General features: G+C 62.4%; 16 protein-coding genes and 1 riboswitch. Of the genes, 13 read left to right on the top strand and 3 right to left on the bottom strand.

Features of this window, described 5'->3' with window-relative positions:
• Positions 1–12 precede the first annotated feature (12 nt).
• On the bottom strand, positions 13–984 hold the full coding sequence (locus tag ACYAS9_RS10565) for an endonuclease (RefSeq protein WP_463568241.1): 972 nt from the start codon (positions 982–984) through the stop codon (positions 13–15).
• A 269-nt stretch (positions 985–1,253) separates the two neighbouring features.
• Positions 1,254–1,356: riboswitch (guanidine-I (ykkC/yxkD leader) on the top strand.
• 65 nt (positions 1,357–1,421) lie between these two features.
• On the opposite strand from ACYAS9_RS10565, the gene ACYAS9_RS10560 reads away from it, so the two are divergent.
• From ACYAS9_RS10560 to hisN, 8 genes are all read left to right on the top strand, one after another.
• A complete protein-coding gene (locus ACYAS9_RS10560) occupies positions 1,422–2,489 on the top strand; it encodes a putative urea ABC transporter substrate-binding protein (RefSeq protein ID WP_463568240.1) in 1,068 nt (355 codons plus the stop codon).
• A gap of 15 nt (positions 2,490–2,504) precedes the next feature.
• Complete coding sequence (locus tag ACYAS9_RS10555; RefSeq protein WP_463568239.1) at positions 2,505–3,320, top strand: ABC transporter permease; 816 nt, start codon at positions 2,505–2,507, stop codon at positions 3,318–3,320.
• Complete coding sequence (locus ACYAS9_RS10550; protein ID WP_463568238.1) at positions 3,317–4,069, top strand: ABC transporter ATP-binding protein; 753 nt, start codon at positions 3,317–3,319, stop codon at positions 4,067–4,069. Before ACYAS9_RS10555 ends, ACYAS9_RS10550 begins: the two co-directional genes overlap by 4 nt.
• Entirely contained in the window at positions 4,066–4,779 is a 714-nt protein-coding gene (locus ACYAS9_RS10545) for an urea amidolyase associated protein UAAP1 (RefSeq protein WP_463568237.1), read from the top strand. The genes ACYAS9_RS10550 and ACYAS9_RS10545 overlap by 4 nt, the downstream gene beginning before the upstream one ends.
• A 10-nt stretch (positions 4,780–4,789) precedes the next feature.
• Positions 4,790–5,416 (top strand): urea amidolyase associated protein UAAP2, encoded by a 627-nt coding sequence (locus ACYAS9_RS10540; protein WP_463568236.1) that lies wholly within the window; start codon positions 4,790–4,792, stop codon positions 5,414–5,416.
• Between the two features lie 196 nt (positions 5,417–5,612).
• Complete coding sequence (gene uca, locus ACYAS9_RS10535) at positions 5,613–9,212, top strand: urea carboxylase (RefSeq protein ID WP_463568235.1); 3,600 nt, start codon at positions 5,613–5,615, stop codon at positions 9,210–9,212.
• Entirely contained in the window at positions 9,209–10,972 is a 1,764-nt protein-coding gene (atzF, locus tag ACYAS9_RS10530; protein WP_463568234.1) for an allophanate hydrolase, read from the top strand. The genes uca and atzF overlap by 4 nt, the downstream gene beginning before the upstream one ends.
• A 59-nt stretch (positions 10,973–11,031) precedes the next feature.
• On the top strand, positions 11,032–11,823 hold the full coding sequence (gene hisN, locus ACYAS9_RS10525; RefSeq protein ID WP_463568233.1) for a histidinol-phosphatase: 792 nt from the start codon (positions 11,032–11,034) through the stop codon (positions 11,821–11,823).
• A 32-nt stretch (positions 11,824–11,855) separates the two neighbouring features.
• Here hisN and ACYAS9_RS10520 read toward each other — a convergent pair whose 3' ends face one another.
• Positions 11,856–12,764, bottom strand: a complete 909-nt coding sequence (locus ACYAS9_RS10520; RefSeq protein ID WP_463568232.1) for a LysR family transcriptional regulator — start codon at positions 12,762–12,764, stop codon at positions 11,856–11,858.
• 224 nt (positions 12,765–12,988) lie between these two features.
• Between ACYAS9_RS10520 and ACYAS9_RS10515 the strand changes: the two genes are divergently transcribed.
• The 4 genes from ACYAS9_RS10515 to ACYAS9_RS10500 all read left to right on the top strand — a co-directional run bounded on the left by ACYAS9_RS10515 (position 12,989) and on the right by ACYAS9_RS10500 (position 17,618).
• On the top strand, positions 12,989–14,284 hold the full coding sequence (locus tag ACYAS9_RS10515; RefSeq protein WP_463568231.1) for a CitMHS family transporter: 1,296 nt from the start codon (positions 12,989–12,991) through the stop codon (positions 14,282–14,284).
• Between the two features lie 79 nt (positions 14,285–14,363).
• A complete protein-coding gene (locus ACYAS9_RS10510) occupies positions 14,364–15,725 on the top strand; it encodes an MmgE/PrpD family protein (RefSeq protein WP_463568230.1) in 1,362 nt (453 codons plus the stop codon).
• Between the two features lie 73 nt (positions 15,726–15,798).
• Complete coding sequence (locus ACYAS9_RS10505) at positions 15,799–16,677, top strand: NAD(P)-dependent oxidoreductase (protein WP_463568229.1); 879 nt, start codon at positions 15,799–15,801, stop codon at positions 16,675–16,677.
• A gap of 50 nt (positions 16,678–16,727) precedes the next feature.
• The gene (locus ACYAS9_RS10500; RefSeq protein WP_463568228.1) at positions 16,728–17,618 is read left to right on the top strand and encodes a LysR family transcriptional regulator; all 891 of its coding nucleotides are present in this window, start codon (positions 16,728–16,730) and stop codon (positions 17,616–17,618) included.
• Here the strand turns inward: ACYAS9_RS10500 and ACYAS9_RS10495 are convergent.
• Entirely contained in the window at positions 17,615–18,685 is a 1,071-nt protein-coding gene (locus ACYAS9_RS10495) for an aromatic ring-hydroxylating dioxygenase subunit alpha (RefSeq protein WP_463568227.1), read from the bottom strand. The two genes, ACYAS9_RS10500 and ACYAS9_RS10495, sit on opposite strands and share 4 nt — an antisense overlap.
• 133 nt (positions 18,686–18,818) lie before the next feature.
• Between ACYAS9_RS10495 and ACYAS9_RS10490 the strand changes: the two genes are divergently transcribed.
• Positions 18,819–19,751, top strand: a complete 933-nt coding sequence (locus tag ACYAS9_RS10490) for a LysR substrate-binding domain-containing protein (protein WP_463568226.1) — start codon at positions 18,819–18,821, stop codon at positions 19,749–19,751.
• The last annotated feature ends 5 nt before the right edge of the window (positions 19,752–19,756 follow it).

Genomic DNA, 19,756 nt, shown 5'->3' with positions numbered 1-19,756 from the left:
CCCTGGGGCAGGTTATTTGCAGTTACCGGCCTTTCGGTATCCCGCCGCCTGAGCCTGCGATTCGGACTCGAAGGCGATCTGGTTCTTTGCCGACACCTTGTCGTAGCTCGGGCAGCCGCTGGGCAGGTGATAGATCTGGCTGCTGCGATTACCAATGATCGAACCGGTCTGCGCCTGCGCAGTCGTGGTTGGCTGCGCTGCGGTTTGCGAGGCCTGGGTCGGCGCCGGAATCGGGCTGACCAGGCCGTCACCGACGGTCTTGTAATCCTGGGTCCAGGTGCGCGCACCGGTCACGAACGGGTTGGCGTGGCCCATGATCGCCGCGATGCGGTTATTGCGTTCTTTCTCCCAGGCGGTCACCGGGAACTGTTTGTTCCAGGCCATCAACACCTGTTGCTGTTGGCGCGACATGCTCAGGTTGTAACGATCGAACATATAGAACGTGGTGCGCGCGACCAGGCCTTTGACTTCATCACGCGGTTCGGCCACGCGCTGTTCGAAGTCCACTTTGGTCTTGCACTGTCCATACTGAGGTGCCACACCGGAGACCATGCCGTAGTTATAGTTACTGCGGTCGCCATTCACTTCACCCACTGAAGGGTAAAGATTGAACAGGTTGGCTTCCATGTTGCGAAACACCGGATCATCGTCGACGCAATGCTCACGCCCGCCATTGGCCCAGCACTGGCGCTGATGGCCAAAGGTCCAGGCCGGGACGATGTGTTCCCACTCGGTACGCTCGGCGCGGTTTTCCTGTTTACGGGTTTTATAACCGCATGACTCAGCATCGACCTGGCCACCGGACTTGCCTACCCAGGCCCATTTGCAGCCGCAATACAACTCGCCCAACGGACTTTTATCCTGGTCCATATAGATCTTTTGCTTGGCGATGACTTTAGCGTCGGCAAAGGTTTCAGGCGGGGCGGCAAAGGCGAAGTGACCGAATGAAAGAGACAGGAGTACAGCGAAAAACAGGTTTTTCATAAGTGAGTAATGATCAAAAGGAAGGCGGGCGCATTATAGCCAGAATTGCCGGAAGGCTGAGGAGTGGGAAATTAATGTTGCCCCAAGCGGGTGCGCCTTGCGCTGTTTCAGCGCACTTCAGGCGCCGTTCAACAGACTGCTGAAAAATCCGGAAATACTCTGAAATCCCTGTAAATAAAGGCCTCTCGACAACACCTGCGCTATCTGGCACGCCTCTCGCATAACCCATTAGGTGCAGGAGTAGCGCAAGCAGTTTGCACCACAATTTGAAAATGGTTGGCTAGGGTTCCGGCTCGCTGAAAAGCGAGTGTCTGGTCCGAGAGCTGACGACCTCCAGTTGAGGTTACACGGCGGGGAAAAAGCCCGGGAGACAGACCACTTGGTCATACAAGTGTTGCGCTGCTCCTTGTCCGTCCACCTTCAACTGGAGTCCTATCATGAGAAAGCCCCTCTTATCCGCTTTCCTCGCAGCAGGCATCGCCCTGTTGACCAGCACCTCGTCCATGGCGGCGGTCAAGACTGATTTCAACGTGTGCTGGACGATCTATGCCGGCTGGATGCCATGGGAATATGCCCAGGCGCAGGGCATCGTCGACAAGTGGGCGAAGAAATACGACATCACCGTCAAGGTCACTCAGCTCAACGATTACGTCGAGTCGATCAACCAGTACACCGCCGGCCAGTTCGATGGCTGCACCATGACCAACATGGACGCGCTGACCATTCCTGCGGCCGGCGGCGTCGACAGCACCGCGCTGCTGGTCAGCGATTTCTCCAACGGCAACGACGGCATTGTCATCAAGGGCGCCGGCAAGACGGTGGCCGACCTCAAGGGCATGAATATCAATCTGGTCGAGCTTTCGGTGTCGCACTACTTGTTGGCGCGGGCGCTGGACACTGCAGGATTGCGTGAAAAAGACCTGAAGGTCGTCAACACCTCCGATGCCGATATCTCGGCGGCCTTCAACACGCCTGACGTGCAGGCCGTCACCACCTGGAACCCGATGCTGGCCGATATTCAGGCGCGGCCCGGCGTCACGCAGGTATTCGACTCGAGCAAGATCCCCGGCGAAATCCTCGACATGATGGTCGTCAACACCCAGACCCTCAAGGACAACCCGGCGCTGGGCAAGGTGCTGGTCGGTGCGTGGTTCGAGGTCATGACGCTGATCAATGGCCAGAGCGCGGCAGGCGATGTTGCGCTGAGCCATATGGCCAAGGCCTCGGGCACCGATCTGGCCGGTTTCAAGGCGCAGCTGTCGACCACCCGCTTGTTCTACACGCCGCAGCAGGCGCTGGAGTTCGCCACCAGTGCGCAACTGCCGGACACCATGGACAAGGTGGCAGGCTTTTCCTTTGACCACGGTTTGCTGGGCGAGGGCGCCAAAGACAGCCATGTGGTCGGCATGAGCTTCGCCAATGGCGTGACCCGTGGCGATAAAGCCAATCTGAAACTGCGCTTTGACCCCACCTATGTGCAGCTGGCCGTCGACGGCAAGCTGTAACCAGGAGAACGCGCCATGCAACTGATCAACCGTCACCCCGACCGCCCCACGCGGCTGTTGCTGGTGCTCCTGCCATTTGCGCTGTTGCTGTGTGCCTACTTTCTGGGCTCGGCGCAACGGCTGGCAGAAAACCCCAACGACAAGCTGTTGCCCAGCGCTGCGCAAATGGGCGATGCGGTCAAGCGCATGGCCTTTACCGAAGACAAACGCAGTGGCGAGTACCTGCTGTGGAAAGACACCGGGTCAAGCCTGCAGCGTCTGGCCATCGGCCTGGGCATCAGCGCCATAGCAGGGCTATGCCTGGGCATCGCCGCCGGCACGCTGCCGCTGTTTGCCGCACCGTTGTCGCCGTTGCTGGTGGTGCTGTCGATGGTGCCGCCGCTGGCGATCCTGCCCATTCTGTTCATCGTCTTCGGGTTGGGCGAGTTGTCGAAGGTGATGCTGATCGTGATCGGCATCACGCCGATCCTGGCTCGCGATCTGGAGCAGCGTGCGCGGGAAATACCGGTCGAGCTGCTGATCAAGGCGCAAACCCTGGGCGCCTCGACCTGGACGCTGATCCTGCGCGTGGTGTTGCCGCAATTGCTGCCGCGCCTGCTGATTTCGCTGCGCCTGGTACTGGGTTCGGCGTGGTTGTTCCTGATCGCGGCCGAAGCCATCGCCTCCGAGGACGGCCTGGGTTACCGGATCTTTCTGGTGCGCCGTTACCTGGCCATGGACGTGATCCTGCCCTACGTGGTGTGGATCACCGCCCTGGCCTGGTTGATGGACTGGGGCCTGAAGACCCTGACCCGGCGCGCCTTTCCCTGGTACGAGGGGAGCCGGCCATGAGCTTTATCGAGGTCAACAATGTCTGGCAGCAATACGGCGAGCACGTGGTGCTCGAGGGCTTGAACCTGAGCATTGCCGAAGGTGAGTTTTGCACCATGGTCGGAACCTCCGGTTGCGGAAAGTCGACCTTCTTGCGGCTGTTGCTGGGGCAGGAACGCGCCAGCAAAGGCCAGATTCTGCTCGACGGCCAGCCGCTGGCGGGCGAGCCGGACCCCAGCCGCGGCGTGGTCTTCCAGCGCTACTCGGTATTCCCGCATTTGAGCGTGCTGGACAACGTCGCGCTGGGGCTTGAGCTGCCGCAGGCGCCGCTGCTGGGCCGGTTGTTCGGCCAGCGCAAGCGTGCAGCCCGCGAGCACGCCGCGCAGTTGCTGCACAAGGTCGGGCTCGGTCATGCCCTGGAAAAGTACCCGGCGCAGCTGTCGGGCGGCATGCAGCAACGGCTGGCCATCGCCCAGGCCCTGATCATGAAACCCCGCGTGTTGCTGCTCGATGAGCCGTTCGGCGCGCTGGACCCTGGCATCCGCAAAGACATGCACGCGCTGCTGCTGGAGCTGTGGCGCGAGACGCGGTTGACGGTGTTCATGGTCACCCACGACCTGAGCGAAGGCTTCAGCCTCGGGACGCGCCTGATGGTCTTCGACAAGGTGCGCGTTGACCCGCATGCACCGCAGGCCTATGGCGCGCGCATCACCTACGACCTGCCGCTGAACAGCCAGCGCTCTTTAACCGACTTGGAGAAACAGCCATGAATGAACCCCATGTTTTTGCCGATGAATATGTGCCGGGCGGCGGCCACCTGTCGTTTGTGCTCAAGCGCGGCCAGTTGCTGCGCCTGACCGACCTTGAAGGCGGCGCCAATGTCAGCGTGATGCTGTTCAACGCGCACGAAAAAAGCGAGCGGCTGAACCTGCCCGACAGCCTCAAATGCCAACACACCGCCAAGCTGACCGCTGGCCACTGCCTGTACTCGGACATGGGCCGTGTGCTGGCCGCCATCACCCGCGACACCTGCGGCTGGAGCGACAGCCTCGGTGGTGTGCTGAACGCCGATGAGGTGCAGGAAAAATACGGCCAGGGTAACTATCAGCAGTTGCGCAACGGCTTCTTTCGCAACGGCGCCGACAACCTGCTGGTGGAAATGGGCAAGTGGCAACTGGGCCTGACCGACCTGTCGATGACCCTCAACCTGTTCAGCCGCGTCGATGTCGACGACAACGGCGGGCTGCATTTTGCGCCAGGCAACAGCAAGGCCGGCGATTGCATCGAACTGTACGCGCCCATGGACACGCTGTTCGTCATCACCGCGCTGCAACACCCGATGGACCCGGCGCCCGAGTACGCGCCCAGGCCGGTGCAACTGACCTTCATGAGCAGTGACGCCAGCGTCGCCGAACACTGCCGCACCTCGCGCCCGGAAAACCAGCGCGGCTTCATCAATACCGATCGTTTGTTTGCTTGAGGAGGCCTTCATGAGCACGCATCTGCACCCTGAAACCGCGATTTACCAGGCCACCATTCCGGCCGGCGAACCCTGGATGACCGAGGTCAAGGCCGGGCAAACCCTGCGCATCCTCGACCTGGAGGGCAACCAGGCCATCGACACGCTGTTCTACAGCGCCGCCAACCCCCACGAGCGTTATGACGTACAACGCACCTTGCGCCGGCAGAACAACGTTTATCTGGGCGTCGGCAGCGTGCTGTATTCCAATCTTGGCCGGCCGTTGCTGACCATCGTCGACGACAACTGCGGGCGCCACGACACCCTTGGCGGCGCCTGTTCCCAGGAAAGCAACACCGTGCGCTATGCGCTCGACAAGCGTCACATGCACAGCTGCCGCGACAACTACCTGCGCGCCTGCTGCCACGACGGCCGGCTGGGCAAGCGCGACATCAGCCCGAATATCAACTTCTTCATGAACGTGCCGGTCACCCCCGAAGGCGGCCTGACCTTTGAAGACGGTATTTCGGCGCCGGGCAAATACGTGCAACTGCGTGCCGAGATGGACGTGATCGTGCTGATCTCCAACTGCCCGCAACTGAACAACCCGTGCAACGGCTACAACCCCACACCTGCGCAGTTGCTGATATGGGCATGAAACCCTGGCTGAACACCTTGCGCCTGTGGCTGTACGCAGTGTGCCAAAGCCGCGCCGGTTACCAGCCGCCACACAACGGCCCGCGCAAGCCCTAGCGACTTCTGGTCTGGGGACGGCCCCGAGACCCACTCGAAAAACTGCGGGACGACCCGCAACCCAGCCAGGGCGGTCATCTGCCGCCTTCGGGGGACTCCTGATGTTTGACACACTGTTGATTGCCAACCGGGGCGCCATCGCCTGCCGCATCCTGCGCACCCTGCGCGAGCTCGAGGTCAAAGGCGTCGCGGTCTATTCAGAGGCCGATCTCGCCAGCCGCCATATTCTTGAAGCCGACCAGACACTGAGCCTGGGCGAGGGCGCGGCGGCCGGCACCTACCTGGCCGTGGACAAGATGCTTGCCGCCGCCAAAGCCAGCGGCGCGCAAGCGATCCATCCGGGCTACGGCTTTCTGTCGGAGAACGCAGGCTTTGCCGAAGCCTGCGAAGCCGCCGGCATCGCCTTTGTCGGCCCGACGCCGGAACAATTGCGCCTGTTCGGACTCAAGCACACCGCCCGTGCCCTGGCCCGTGAGCAGGGTGTGCCGTTGCTCGAAGGCACCGACCTGCTCGACAGCCTCAGCGAGGCGTTGCAGGCCGCCGAACAGGTCGGTTACCCGGTGATGCTCAAGAGCACGGCCGGCGGTGGCGGCATCGGCATGCGTGTGTGCCGCTCGGCGCAGGAACTGAGCGAAGCCTTCGAGACGGTCAAGCGCCTGGGCCAGAACAACTTCAGTGACGCCGGTGTGTTCATCGAGAAATACATCCAGCGCGCCCGCCATCTGGAAGTGCAGGTGTTCGGCGATGGCGCAGGTGAAGTGTTGGCGCTGGGTGTGCGCGATTGCTCGGTGCAACGGCGCAACCAGAAAGTGCTGGAAGAAACCCCGGCGCCGAACCTGCCCGAGGGCATGGCCGACGCCCTGTGCGCCGCTGCGGTACAACTGGCGCGCGCGGTCAATTACCGCAGCGCCGGCACCGTCGAATTCGTCTTCGACAGCGATGACCAGCGCTTCTACTTTCTTGAAGTGAACACCCGCTTGCAGGTCGAGCACGGTGTCACCGAGCAGGTCTGGGGCGTCGATCTGGTGCGCTGGATGGTGCAACTGGCGGCCGGCGACCTGCCGCCGCTCAGCGAGCTGGCCGCCGGCCTGCAACCGAGCGGTCACGCGGTGCAGGCCCGGTTGTACGCCGAAGATCCGGGCAAAGACTTTCAGCCAAGTCCGGGTCTGTTGACCGCCGTGCAATTTCCCGAGGCCGACGGCCAGACGCTGCGCATCGACACCTGGGTCGAGGCCGGCTGTGAGATCGCGCCGTACTTCGACCCGATGATCGCCAAGGTCATCAGTTGGGCGCCCGACCGTGAACAGGCGCGCTTGCAACTGCACCGCGCCTTGGGTGAAAGCCAGTTGTATGGCGTCGAGACCAACCGCGATTACCTGCGACAGATTCTGCTCGATGCGCCGTTCGCCAGCGGCCAGCCCTGGACCCGCTGTCTGGAAAACCTGACGTATCAGGCCTTGACCTTCGAGGTGCTCAGCGGCGGCACCCAGACCAGCGTTCAGGATTATCCGGGGCGTCTGGGTTACTGGGCCGTGGGTGTGCCGCCTTCCGGGCCCATGGACAGCCGCGCCCTGCGCCTGGGCAACCAGTTGCTGGGTAACCCCGAAGGCGCCGCAGGCCTTGAAGTCACCATGAGCGGCCCGAGCCTGCGCTTCAACACCGCTGCCGTGCTGGCGATCACCGGCGCGGTATTGCCGGTGACGGTCGACGGCCAGGCGGTGGCGATGAACACCGCACTGCGGATCGAGGCCGGCTCGGTGTTGAATCTGGGCACCATCAGCGGCGCCGGTGCGCGCAGTTACCTGTGCGTGCGCGGCGGTGTTCAGGTACCCGATTACCTGGGCAGCAAAAGCACCTTTACCCTTGGCCAGTTTGGCGGCCATGGCGGGCGAGCGTTGCGCGCCGGTGATGTGCTGCACCTGGCGCCGCTGGTCGATGCAACGGCAGGTGCGCAACTGGCCGGGCAAGCGCCGTTGCCTGCGCTGCGCCAGATCCGCGTGATCTACGGCCCGCATGGCGCGCCGGAGTATTTCACCGCAGCCTATATCGACACCTTCTTTGCCACCGATTGGGAAGTGCATTTCAACTCCAGCCGCACCGGCGTGCGCCTGATCGGCCCCAAGCCCGAGTGGGCACGGGCCGACGGTGGCGAGGCCGGGCTGCACCCGTCGAACATTCACGACAATCCGTACGCCATCGGCTCGGTGGACTTTACCGGCGACATGCCGGTGATCCTCGGCCCCGACGGCCCGAGCCTGGGCGGCTTCGTGTGCCCGGTGACAGTGATCGAGGCGGACCTGTGGCAACTGGGGCAACTCAAGGCCGGTGACAAAGTACGCTTTGTGCCGACCAACCTGCTGCGCGCCCGTCAACTGGCCACTGCGCCGTTGCTGAGCGAGCACGCCGCCGAGGTGCCTGAGCCCGAACGTCCATCGCCCATCGTGCTGGACCTCGGGCAGGACGATACCCGGCTGGTGGCACGTGTGGCCGGCGACACGCATCTGCTGCTGGAAATCGGCGCCGCCGAGCTGGATCTGGTGCTGCGCTTTCGCGGTCACGCCCTGATGCAGGCCCTGCAAGCCAAGGCCCTGGCCGGCGTGATCGATCTGACGCCGGGCATCCGTTCGTTGCAGGTTCACTATCAGCCCGAGCAACTGCCGCTGGCGCAACTGCTGCAAGTAATCGCCGGCGAGTGGGACGCGGTGTGTGCCGCCAGTGACCTGCAAGTGCCGTCGCGCATCGTCCATTTGCCCTTGTCGTGGGACGACCCGGCGTGCCAGCTGGCCATCGAAAAATACATGACCACCGTGCGCAAGGACGCGCCATGGTGCCCGAGCAACCTGGAATTCATCCGCCGCATGAACGATCTGGCGGACCTGGACGAAGTGCAGCGCACGGTGTTCGACGCCCGCTATCTGGTCATGGGCCTGGGCGATGTCTACCTCGGCGCACCGGTGGCCACGCCGCTGGACCCGCGCCACCGTCTGGTGACCACCAAGTACAACCCGGCACGCACCTGGACCGCCGAAAACTCGGTGGGCATCGGCGGTGCTTATATGTGCGTGTACGGCATGGAAGGCCCCGGCGGTTATCAGTTTGTCGGTCGCACCCTGCAAATGTGGAACCGCTACCGCGATGTGGCGGCCTTCGACGGCAAGCCCTGGCTGCTGCGTTTTTTCGATCAGATTCGGTTTTACCCGGTCAGCGCCGACGAACTGCTGCGCATTCGGCGTGATTTTCCGCTGGGGCGTTTTGATCTGAACATCGAGCAGAGCCAGCTGCGCCTGGCCGACTATCAAGCGTTTCTCGCCAAAGAGGCGTCCGGCATTGCCGCGTTTCGCGAGCGTCAGCAAGCGGCTTTCGCGGCTGAAAGACAGCGCTGGATCGACAGCGGCCAGGCGCATTTCGAAAGCAACGAAGCGGTGGCCGAAGCGACTGAAGAAGCTCTGTTGCCTGCACATCACATGAGCGTCGAAAGCCCGATTGCCGGCAACCTCTGGCAGGTGCAGGTTGCGCTCGGTGAGCAGGTAACGGCCGGCACCGCGCTGGTGGTGCTGGAGTCGATGAAGATGGAAATTCCGGTGCTCGCGCCATGCGCCGGCATCGTGCGAGACATACGGGTAGAGCCCGGCTCGGCGATTCGTGCGGGGCAACGGGTGGTGGTTCTGGAACCGATCAGCGCTACAGGAGAACAAGCATGAACAACGATCTGCAACTGGATGTGCTGCGCGCGGCTTACCTCAGCGGCGAGCAGTCGCCACGCCGCTTGATGCTGGCCCTGCGCGAACGCGCGCAAGCGCTGAATCCCGGGTTCAATATGTTCATTCATGTGCTCAGCGTCGAAGAGCTCGAGCCTTATCTGGCCGCGCTGGAGTCGCGCAGCATCGAGAGCCTGCCGCTGTACGGCGTGCCGTTCGCGATCAAGGACAATATCGATCTGGCCGGCATCCCGACCACCGCCGCGTGCCCGGCCTATGCCTACACACCCGCGCGTACCGCGACCACGGTGCAGAAGCTGATCGATCTTGGCGCCGTGCCGTTGGGCAAGACCAACCTCGACCAGTTCGCCACCGGCCTCAACGGCACGCGCTCGCCCTATGGCCCATGCCGCAACAGCGTGCTGAGCGACTACCCGTCGGGTGGCTCCAGCGCCGGCTCGCCGCTGACCGTAGCCTTGGGGCTGACCAGCTTTGCGCTGGGCACCGACACCGCAGGCTCCGGCCGGGTGCCGGCGGCGCTGAATAATCTGGTCGGGCTCAAGGCAACCAAGGGCTTGATCTCCACCGCCGGTGTGGTGCCGGCCTGCCGTACCCTCGATTGCGTGACCACCTTTACCGCGACTGCGCAGGAGGCCAGCCAGTTGCTGGCGCTGACCACGGGCCTTGACCCCGAGGACGCTTACAGCCGCGCCAATCCCGCCTGGAACGGCGCGACCGCGTTCGGCGATGTGCGGCCATTCCGCTTTGGCGTGCCGCGCCAGGAAGACTTGCAGTTCTTTGGTTGCAACGAAGGGCCTGTGTTGTTCGCCGCCGCCATCGAGCGCTTGCAGGCACTGGGCGGCGAAGCGGTCAGCCTTGACCTGTCGCCGTTTCTGGAGGCGGCCCGCTTGCTGTACGAAGGGCCGTGGGTGGCCGAGCGCTACAGCGTGGTCGGTGAACTGGCGCGTACCCAGCCCGATGCCGTGTTGCCGGTGATCCACGCCGTGCTTGCCAAAGGCCCGGAAGTGACCGGGGTAGAGACCTTTCGCGCCCAGTACCGCTTGCAAGCCTTGAAGGCCGAGTGCGACCGGCTGATGACCGGGCTCGATTGCGTGCTGACACCGACCATCGGCCGCCCGGTCACCCTGGCCGAACTGGCTGAAGAGCCGGTGCTGCGCAACGCCGAGCTGGGTTACTACACCAACTTCATGAACCTGCTCGACTACGCCGCCGTGGCCGTGCCCAGCGCAACGATGGCCAATGGTTTGCCATGGGGCGTGACGCTGTTTGGCCGCGCGTTTACCGATCAATACCTGCTCAGCCTGGGACATGCCTATCAACAGGGCCAGGCAGTGGGGCGCGTGGCGGGGCATGATCAGACCCGCCTGGTGGTGTGCGGTGCGCACCTCGACGGTCTGGCGCTCAACTGGCAGCTCAGGCAACGCGGCGCAACGCTGGTTGAAACCACGCACAGCGCGCCGGCCTATCGGTTGTACGCGCTGGCTGGCGGCCCGGTGCAGCGGCCCGGCATGGTGCGGGTGGCGGAGCAGGGTGTGGCCATCAGCGTCGAGGTGTGGCAGTTGCCGAGTGCCGAGCTGGGATCGTTCCTCAGTGGCATCCCGGCGCCGCTCGGGCTGGGCAAGGTCGAACTGGCCGATGGCCGTTGGGAAACCGGCTTTATCTGCGAGGGCTACGGGCTGAGCGGTGCCGAGGACATCAGCCAATGGGGCGGCTGGCGCGCCTGGTTGGCGTCGCGGGGCTGAACCTGACGGCAGGTGCGGTATTATCCGCACCTGCACGCCCCCCCGAACAGGAAAACCCCATGACCCTGAGCAACGACCAATTGCAAGAATACCTGGCCTTCGCCCACCGCCTGGCAGACGCCTCGGGCACGGCCATCCAGCCTTATTTCCGTGCGCAGATGACTGTGGAAGACAAAGGCGGCGCGCACTTCGACCCGGTGACCGTGGCCGACAAGGCCGCCGAGCGGGTGATGCGCGAACTGATTCTGGCGCAGTACCCCAGCGACGGCATTCTCGGCGAAGAAGAAGAAGCGGTGGCCGGCAGCAGCGGCCTGACCTGGGTGCTCGACCCGATCGACGGCACGCGCGCCTTCATCACCGGCCTGCCGCTGTGGGGCACGCTGATCGCGCTTAACGACGGCCAGCGCCCGGTGCTGGGCATGATGAACCAGCCATTTACCGGCGAACGCTACATCGGCACCCCCGAAGGCGCCTGGTGCAACGGCGTCCCTTTGAAAACCCGCGCTTGCGAGGGGTTGTCTTCGGCGGTGCTGATGTCCACCACGCCCGACATGTTCAGCGAGCCCGGCCAGCGCGAAGCCTTTGACCGCGTGGCCAGCCAGACCCGCCTGATGCGTTGGGGCGGCGACTGCTACGCCTACTGCATGCTGGCCTCGGGGTTCGTCGATGTGATCATCGAAGCCAGCCTCAAACCCTACGATGTCCAGGCACTGATCCCGATCATTGAAGGCGCAGGCGGCGTGATGACAGCCTGGGATGGCGGAACGGCCCAGAACGGCGGCGCGGTGGTAGCGTGTGGCGATCCGCAGTTGCATGCGCAAGTGATCGAGTGGTTGGCCGGGCGGGCGTAATCCGGCGGCGCTGCACCATCACCCGTGCACCATCAGCCGTTGCCTGTATCCGTCTCGGCCAACAGCGCCTTGAGGATGACGATCATCTTGTCGACCGCAGGGCTTGAGCGGTTGCCGGGGTACACAAGATGCAGGTGCCGGCCCGGCACACTGCTGTCGAGCTCGCGGACGGTGATGTCCGCACGGCAGGTGGTTGTCGATAACCTGGGTGCCAGTGCAATCCCCAGGCCGGCGGCAACCATGGCCTGGGTTTCCTGATAATCGTTGGCCGCAATGGCTATGCGCGGGGTGAAATTCACCGCCGCTGAAGAACGATGCAGCAGCTCGGTAATTTCGTGCCCGTCAGAGCGGCAAATCCATGACTCGCCGGCAAGGTGCTCAAGTCGAATGGGCGACGGCGCGTGGGCCAGCGGGTGGCTGGAAGGGATAAGCAAGACCGTCGGATCCGCCCTGAGGGGGCTCGTGGGCAACGACTCCGGCGACCACGGATAGGTCCAGGTAATGGCCAGATCCAGCTCGCCTGCGCTCACAAGATTTCGCAATGCGCTGAGTCGGGCGCTGCGTACATTCAAGGTGATATTCGGGTGCCGATTGCGGAACTCGGTCACGATCTGTGGCAACAGCGATGACGCCAGGGTCGGGAACACGCCCAGCGAAACGTGGCCTGCCTGGCCTGCCGCAATGGCCTCAAGATCACTGCCCAGCAAGCTGATCTGGGCTTCGATCAGTGACACGCGGCGCATCACCACCTCGCCCGCATCGGTTAATGCCATGCCGTGCGGACGCCTTTCCAGAAGCGCCAGGCCAATGGCGGCCTCGACGCGCTGCACGGTCTGCGACACCGCTGAAGGCGTGACATGCAGGCTGCGAGCCGCCGCCGTGATGGAGCCCACCCGACCCACCTGAGCGACTACGCGCAGTTTTTCGATATCAAATCTCATTGCATTGTCACTCAAGTGATTTAAGTAAATCTTAATTCGCGTTTAACCATTTGTCGTTTGAATTAACAACTCATCCACTTTAGTTTTTGTCACACAAGGGCGGATTGCTCACATAAAAACAACAAGGTTGATGACTATGCACCTGCGATTTGAACTACCTCACCGTTGCCAGACCCTGAGCCACTACCGACTTGATCGGGCGTCGACCGGGGGAGGTGAATAACATGCTGGCCGTCCTTGGATTTTCCACGCTTGCGGTATTCATGCTTCTGGTCATCCGCAAATGGATGACGGCGTTTGCAGCAATCATCGTCGCGCCGGCGTTCTTTCTGTTATTCACCGGGCAAGGTGCCGAGTTGGGCAACATGATTGCGGCCGGGATCAAGACCGTTGCACCCACGGCCGTGCTGCTGTTGTTTGCGGTGTTGTATTTCGGGCTGATGATGGATGCACGACTGTTCGATCCGCTCTCGCGCTTCATCATTCGTCTGTCCAAGGGCGATCCGGTGAAGATCTGCGTCGGCACCGCCGTGCTTGCCTGCCTGGTGGCACTCGATGGCGATGGCACCACCAGTTACATGATTGTCTGCTCAGCCTTCCTGCCGTTGTACAAGAAGCTGCGCATCAACCCGTTGATCATTGCGACCATCGCGACGATGGCGTTGGGGACTGTGTCAGGCACAACGCCGTGGGGTGGTGCAGCGACCCGCGCGATCAGTGTTTTGCACCTGGATGCCACCGAGTATTTCTCGGCCATGCTTGGCCCCATGCTGTGTTCCTGTCTGTTCGTCTGTTTCATCGCCTATCTGCTTGGGCGCAACGCCCGCCGGGGCATTGCCCCTGAACATATCGAGCAGTCGGCCAGAGAAATCATGGCCCAGGCCTGCAACCCTGAAACCAGGGCGACCTGGCGCACCTTCGTCAATGCGGGCCTGACCGTTGCGCTGCTGGTTTGTCTGGTCTTGGGCGTCGCGCCGCTGATGGTGTTGTTCATCGCAGGCTTTATCGTCGCGCTCTTTGTGAATGTCCCCAGACCTGCCGATCAGGGCGAGGTCATCCGCGAACATGCGGCCAATGCGGTGCCGGTCGTCATGCTGGTGCTGGGCGCGGGTGTGTTCACCGGCATTCTGACCGAGACCGGCATGACCAAGGCCATGGCCGAGGTGCTGCTGGGCGGTGTGGCGCCGGATATGGGCGCACTGATACCCGTTGCCACGGCAATCATTGGTATCCCGCTCAGTTTCTTCATGGCCAACGATGCTTACTTCTTCGGCATCGTGCCGGTGCTGGCAGAGATGGCCGCTCGTTACGATATTCCCTCGATGGAGATTGCACGGGCATCGGTGATCGGGCAAATGGCCCATTCGATCGGCCCGGCCTCGCCGCCGCTGTGGGCGCTGCTGGGCATCATTCGCGCGGACCTTGGCGACTTCCAGAAATTTGCCTGGAAGTGGGTACTCCTCGGCTCCTTCGCCTACCTGGGATTCGCGATTGTGCTGGGCGCCATCTCGCTTTTCTGACGCTGCTGAATCCGCGCCGGACTTGACCCGGCTTCTTGAAACGACCAACAGGTGACTCCCCGTGTACCTCAGTGAATCCATGGCTGAAAAGATAGTCGGCCTGACCGTGAGCGATCTCACGGTCGATGCCCGGCAGAACGCCAAGACCGTTGTTCTCGATACGATCGGCTGCATGCTCGCCGGCGCGAACGAGCCGGTAGTCAATGCATTGCTGCGCACGCCGGGGCTGTGCAGCCAAGGGACGGTACCGGTGCTGGGGCGCAGCGAGCGGCTCGATCCGTTGTCTGCCACCCTGATCAATGGCGCGGCCGCTCATGCACTGGATTTCGACGACGTCAATATCGCCATGGGCGGGCATCCTTCGGCGCCCATCCTGCCGGCGTTGCTGGCACTCGGCGAGACCCGACAGGTGTCCGGCGATGCTCTGCTGCTAGCGTTCGTGGCCGGGTTCGAGACCGAGACCCGCCTGGCGCGCAGTGTCAATTTTCATCATTACGACAAAGGCTGGCACCCTACGGCGACGCTGGGTGTGTTTGGTGCCGCCGCCGGCTGCGCGAAACTGCTGGGCTTGAGCGCGGCGCAGACCGCCACGGCCCTGGCCCTGTGTGTCTCGCTGTCATCGGGGGTGAAAGCCAACTTTGGCACCATGACCAAACCCTTTCATGTGGGGCATTGCGCCCGCAACGGGTTGATGGCGGCACTCATGGCGCAACAGGGCTTTACCGCGAGCCTGGAAGCCTTTGAGCATCCGCAAGGCTTCTTCAATGTCTTCAATGGCAAGGGTAACTACAGGGCCGAGCGTGCGCTGGCCGACTGGGCGGCCCCGCTGGATATCGTAGAGCCCGGCATTGGCATCAAACTCTATCCATGCTGCGACAGTACGCACGCCGCGCTCGATGCCTTGCAGGCTATTCGTCGTGAGCAAGCATTCTCGGCTGAGGACGTCAGCGCGATCAGTGTCTTTATCCATCCCTTGCGATTGACCCACGTCAACCGCCCGACACTCAGAAGCGCGATGGATGCCAGGTTCAGCGTGCAGTACTGCCTGGCGCGGATGCTGCTGGATGGCCATATCGTGCTGGACAGCTTTGCAAGCAGCGCCTATGAGGACCCGCGCGCCCTGGCGTTGATGAGCCTGGTGCAGGCAAGGCCGCACCCGGACCTTGCGCAGGCCAAACCGGGAAACTACCTGACTGAGCTGCACGTGCGCCTCAAGGATGGGCGTGTATTGACTCGGCAACTGGACCAGCCCAACGGCCGCACGATCGAGCAGCCGGCACCCTGGGCCAGTGTTGAAACCAAGTTCATGCACAACGCCGGCAAAGTGCTTGACCCGGTCACGTCGCGCAAGCTGCTCAACGCGGTCATGAATACCGGCGCGCACACCGCTGTCAGCGACCTCTCGTTTTTGGCCGCGATCAAACATGCAAAACACGCATAGCTGCTAGAACCGACCTTGCGTTGTTGCACAGGCTCCACGGCGCCACCATCGGCGCTGACACAGGAGCCACACCATGACACTTTCCATCACATTGATCGGCTTCGGTGAGGCCGGCGGCATTCTGGGCGAAGACCTGGCCGACTCGGGCCTTGATGTTCACGCCTATGACCGGCTGTACCAAGACCCGGCGACGCGCAAGCGGCTTGAAGAAAAGGCCTTCAAAAGCGGTGTGCATCTGTGCGCCAGCGCGGCGCAGGCCATTGATCTGGGCGACTGGGTCATCTCTGCGGTAACCGCCGACACCGCGCTGCAAGCGGCGCTCGATGCCGCGCCGTTGATGCGACCGGGGCAAGTGTTTATTGATATGAACTCGGTGGCGCCGGCGACTAAACGCGCAGCCTGTGCGGCCATGGCACAACACGGCATTGGCTATGTGGATGCCGCGGTCATGGCGCCGGTACCGCCTCAGCGGATCAAGACGCCGATCCTGTTATGTGGCCATGACGCCGACGCCATTGCCGCCAGGTTGTGTCAGCTGGGAATGAACGTTCGTGCCGTGGGCAACGAGGTCGGCCGTTCTTCGGCGGTCAAGATGTGTCGCAGCATCATGATCAAGGGCCTGGAAGCCTTGACCACCGAGTGTCTGAGCGCCGCCCGCCAATACCGGGTCGAGGATGAAGTGCTCGCTTCGTTGCATCACAGTTTTCCGCAGATGGGCTGGAATCAGGACTTGCCGCATTACCTGATCAGTCGCGTGGCCGAACATGGCCGCCGCCGCGCGGAAGAAATGCTTGAAGTGTCGCAAACGGTCAGCGATGTGGGCGTTCAGCCGTCAATGAGCCAGGCCATTGTCAGTGTCCAACGCAGGCTGGTCGATGCGATGCGTGAAGCGGACATCGAATACGCGACACTTGAGCCTTTTGACTGGAGAAATCTGGTGGATGCCTTATAGGGCAGCACGGCCACCTTGGGTTAAGGTGGCCATTTGGCCGAGTGCGTTACATGGATCTCAAACAGCTGGAGTGTTTTGTTCGCGTTGCCGAGTTCGGCAGCTTTACCCGGGCGGCCGCTGTGTTGAACCTGTCGCAATCGGCGGTCAGCCGCCAGGTCCGGCAGCTGGAAGTCGAGCTGCAAGAACACCTGCTACTGCGCAATGGCCGCAGTGTGCAACTCACCACTTCCGGGCAACGCCTGTTCAACCACGGCAAGGGCATTCTGCGTCAGGTTCAGGTGGCGCGCGAAGAACTGCGTGAACAGCGCGGCAGTCTTTCCGGCAAAGTGGTAGTGGGGCTGCCACCGAGTATTTCCAGGTGCCACACCGTGGCGCTGGTCGCCCGGTTTCGTGAGCGCTTTCCCGATTGCACACTGGGCGTCAAGGAAGGGCTGAGCCATTCCATGCGCGAGTGGCTGCTGCTCGGCCGGCTGGATTTCGCCTTGCTGTTCAATCCCAGCCAGAGTGCGCAGCTGCAATACGAACACGTCCATTGCGAACCCTTGATGCTGATCGGCAGTGCCGAGGCCGCGCTGCCGGAGCGTGTTCGCGTCGAAGACCTGGGCCAATACCCACTGATCACGCCCAGCGAGCCGCACTCGATCCGACGTTTGATCGAAGCCGAGGCGGCGCGTCGTTCGGTGGCCCTCGACGTCTGCCTGGAGATCGACAGCATTCCCTCGGTGCTGGAGCTGATAAAGCTGGGCATGGGCTATGGCGTGCTCTTTCAGTCCGCGTTGTCCAAGCCGGACTTCATGCTCGAAGGCCTGAAAGCGGTGCCGATAGTCGATCCGATGATCCAGACCCACCTGTTCTTCGCCACCACCGAACAACGCCCGTTGTCGCGCCTGGCCGAGAAGACCATGGCGCTGGTGCGCGAGATTTGCACGCCACACGCTTAAAGCAATGTGTGTTGGGCCGCAGGGTGTCGGGTGTGCGCGATCAAGTGATTCTGCTGTTCCTGAACAATCAATTTTTCGAGCTGGTGGCGAAAGCGCAGCGGGCCTGAATCAGAGGCCAGATTGATATTGGGCGTGCGCTTGCTGGCCATGCCTTTATGCACGGCGGCGAGCACTTCGCGGTCTTCGGCAAAGGCATGGCGGACATCTTCATCGAACTGGCGCGACACCTCTTCATTGTCGGTATCGAAGTTACGCACCTGAAACCAGTAATAGCGCGTCGTGGATTCGTCGACCGGGGTCATGAAGTTATACGAGTTCATCAGGAACACCTGCTCATGCAGTTCACCCTCATCGCAACCGGTGCCGGCCGGGGTGAACAGCGCCTTGATAATGGCCTGCGCAGGGTAGTGCACCTCGTAATGCTGTTTACGGTCGCAACGACCGCTGAACTTGACGAACCTGGCATAGAACGGCGCGACTTCGACATCGCGCATCCAGCGCGAAACGATCACGCCCGCCTCGGTGACCGTGGTGTGCAGCGGCTCTTCGGCGCACGCCGCGTTACCAAAGGAGGACGGATGCACCCATGCCACGTGTGCAGGGTCGAGCAGGTTGTCGGTCATGTACAGGTAGTTGCAGGCGATCACCATACTGTCGCCACGATTCAGACCCCAGGCCGGGTCACCCCATTCCGGGACGTGGCAGATCTTCGTTTCGTCGGCCAGGTCAGCATCGCCCATCCAGATCCAGATCAGCCCGTAACGCACGGCCAGCGGATAACTGCGCACCCTGGCACCGTGCGGAATACGCCGGCTGCCGGGGGCGCGTACGCAACTGCCCGAACAGTCGAAGGTCAGGCCGTGGTAACCGCACTCGATGCCATCGCCCTGACGGCGGCCCATCGACAATGGCAGCTTGCGGTGCGGGCAGGCATCTTCGAGGGCGACCGGTGTGCCGTCCTGCTTGCGGTACAGCACAACCGGCTCACTGAGCAGCGTGACGGGGTGCAGATTTTCTCCCAGCTCGGTTTCGCTGGCGGCGACATACCATGCATTGCGCAGAAACATGGGCGTTCTCCTCTAGGCTCACGGTAAAGACAGCGTAAGAGAAGGCCATCAGGTAAGAAAAGATGCCTGAAACTGTTGATTTGTATAGCTGAGCTAAAGTATCAAGCCGTCAGTGACTTATCGGGAGACGCTGATGAACTTGCCTTCGCTGCGCGCATTACAGGTTTTTGAGGCGGTAGGGCGTTTCGGCGGAATCGTCGAAGCCGCACGCCGGCTGGACATTTCCGCAGGCGCTGTCAGTCAGCAGATGCGCCTGCTCGAAGACACGCTGGGCTTGAGCCTGACCTTCAAAGAGGGCAAGCGCATTCGGTTGACCGCGGCAGGCCAGCGCTATCACGACAGCTGCGTGGCGGCGTTCGAAACGCTGCGCATTGCCCAGGTCGAAATCGAGCGGACCAAGAGCGCCAGCAACCTGCGCATCAGTGCCTTGCCGTCGCTGTTGTCAGACTGGTTGGCGCCGCTGATTTACGCGTGGCAAAGCGACCATGCAGAGGTCAATCTGTTTCTTGATGGCAGCCATGCAGAGCCCGCATCCGATGGCTATGAAATCGACTTTCGTGTCACTTACGGCGATCACGGCTCAAGCGAGCACGCCGTCGAACTGTTTCGCGATGACGTGGTTCCGGTGTGCAGTCCGCGCCTGTTGGCTGGCGACAAGCCGTTGCGTACGCCTGCGGATTTATTGGCGTATCCACTGTTGTCGGTCGACTGGCTGCCCAAATTTGCCTCCCCACCTTCGTGGCGCGACTGGTTCGCGGGCCAGCAGGTCGATTGCTCGCAGATCCGCGATGGCTACCGGGTGTATTCCTTGTCATCAATGGCCATTCAGGCGGCGATTGCCGGGCAGGGCGTTGTATTGGCGCAATGCTCGATGATCGCCGGGGCCGTGGCAGACGGGCGTCTGGTCATTGCGTTCGCGCAGGGGCTGAAAATGCCTTCGTCGTATTTTTTGCTGAGCGCCAGGGATGCGTTCGACAAGCCCCACTGCCGCGACTTCCATCGCTGGCTGGTGGCGCGCGGGCGTGATCAGACGGCGATCAATCAACAACTGTTGAGTCAGCCGTAAAACGG

The sequence above is a fragment of the Pseudomonas sp. HP_08 genome (assembly GCF_055284095.1).
Note: the sequence above shows the minus strand (reverse complement) of the source record. Positions and strands in the feature narration are given on the sequence as shown.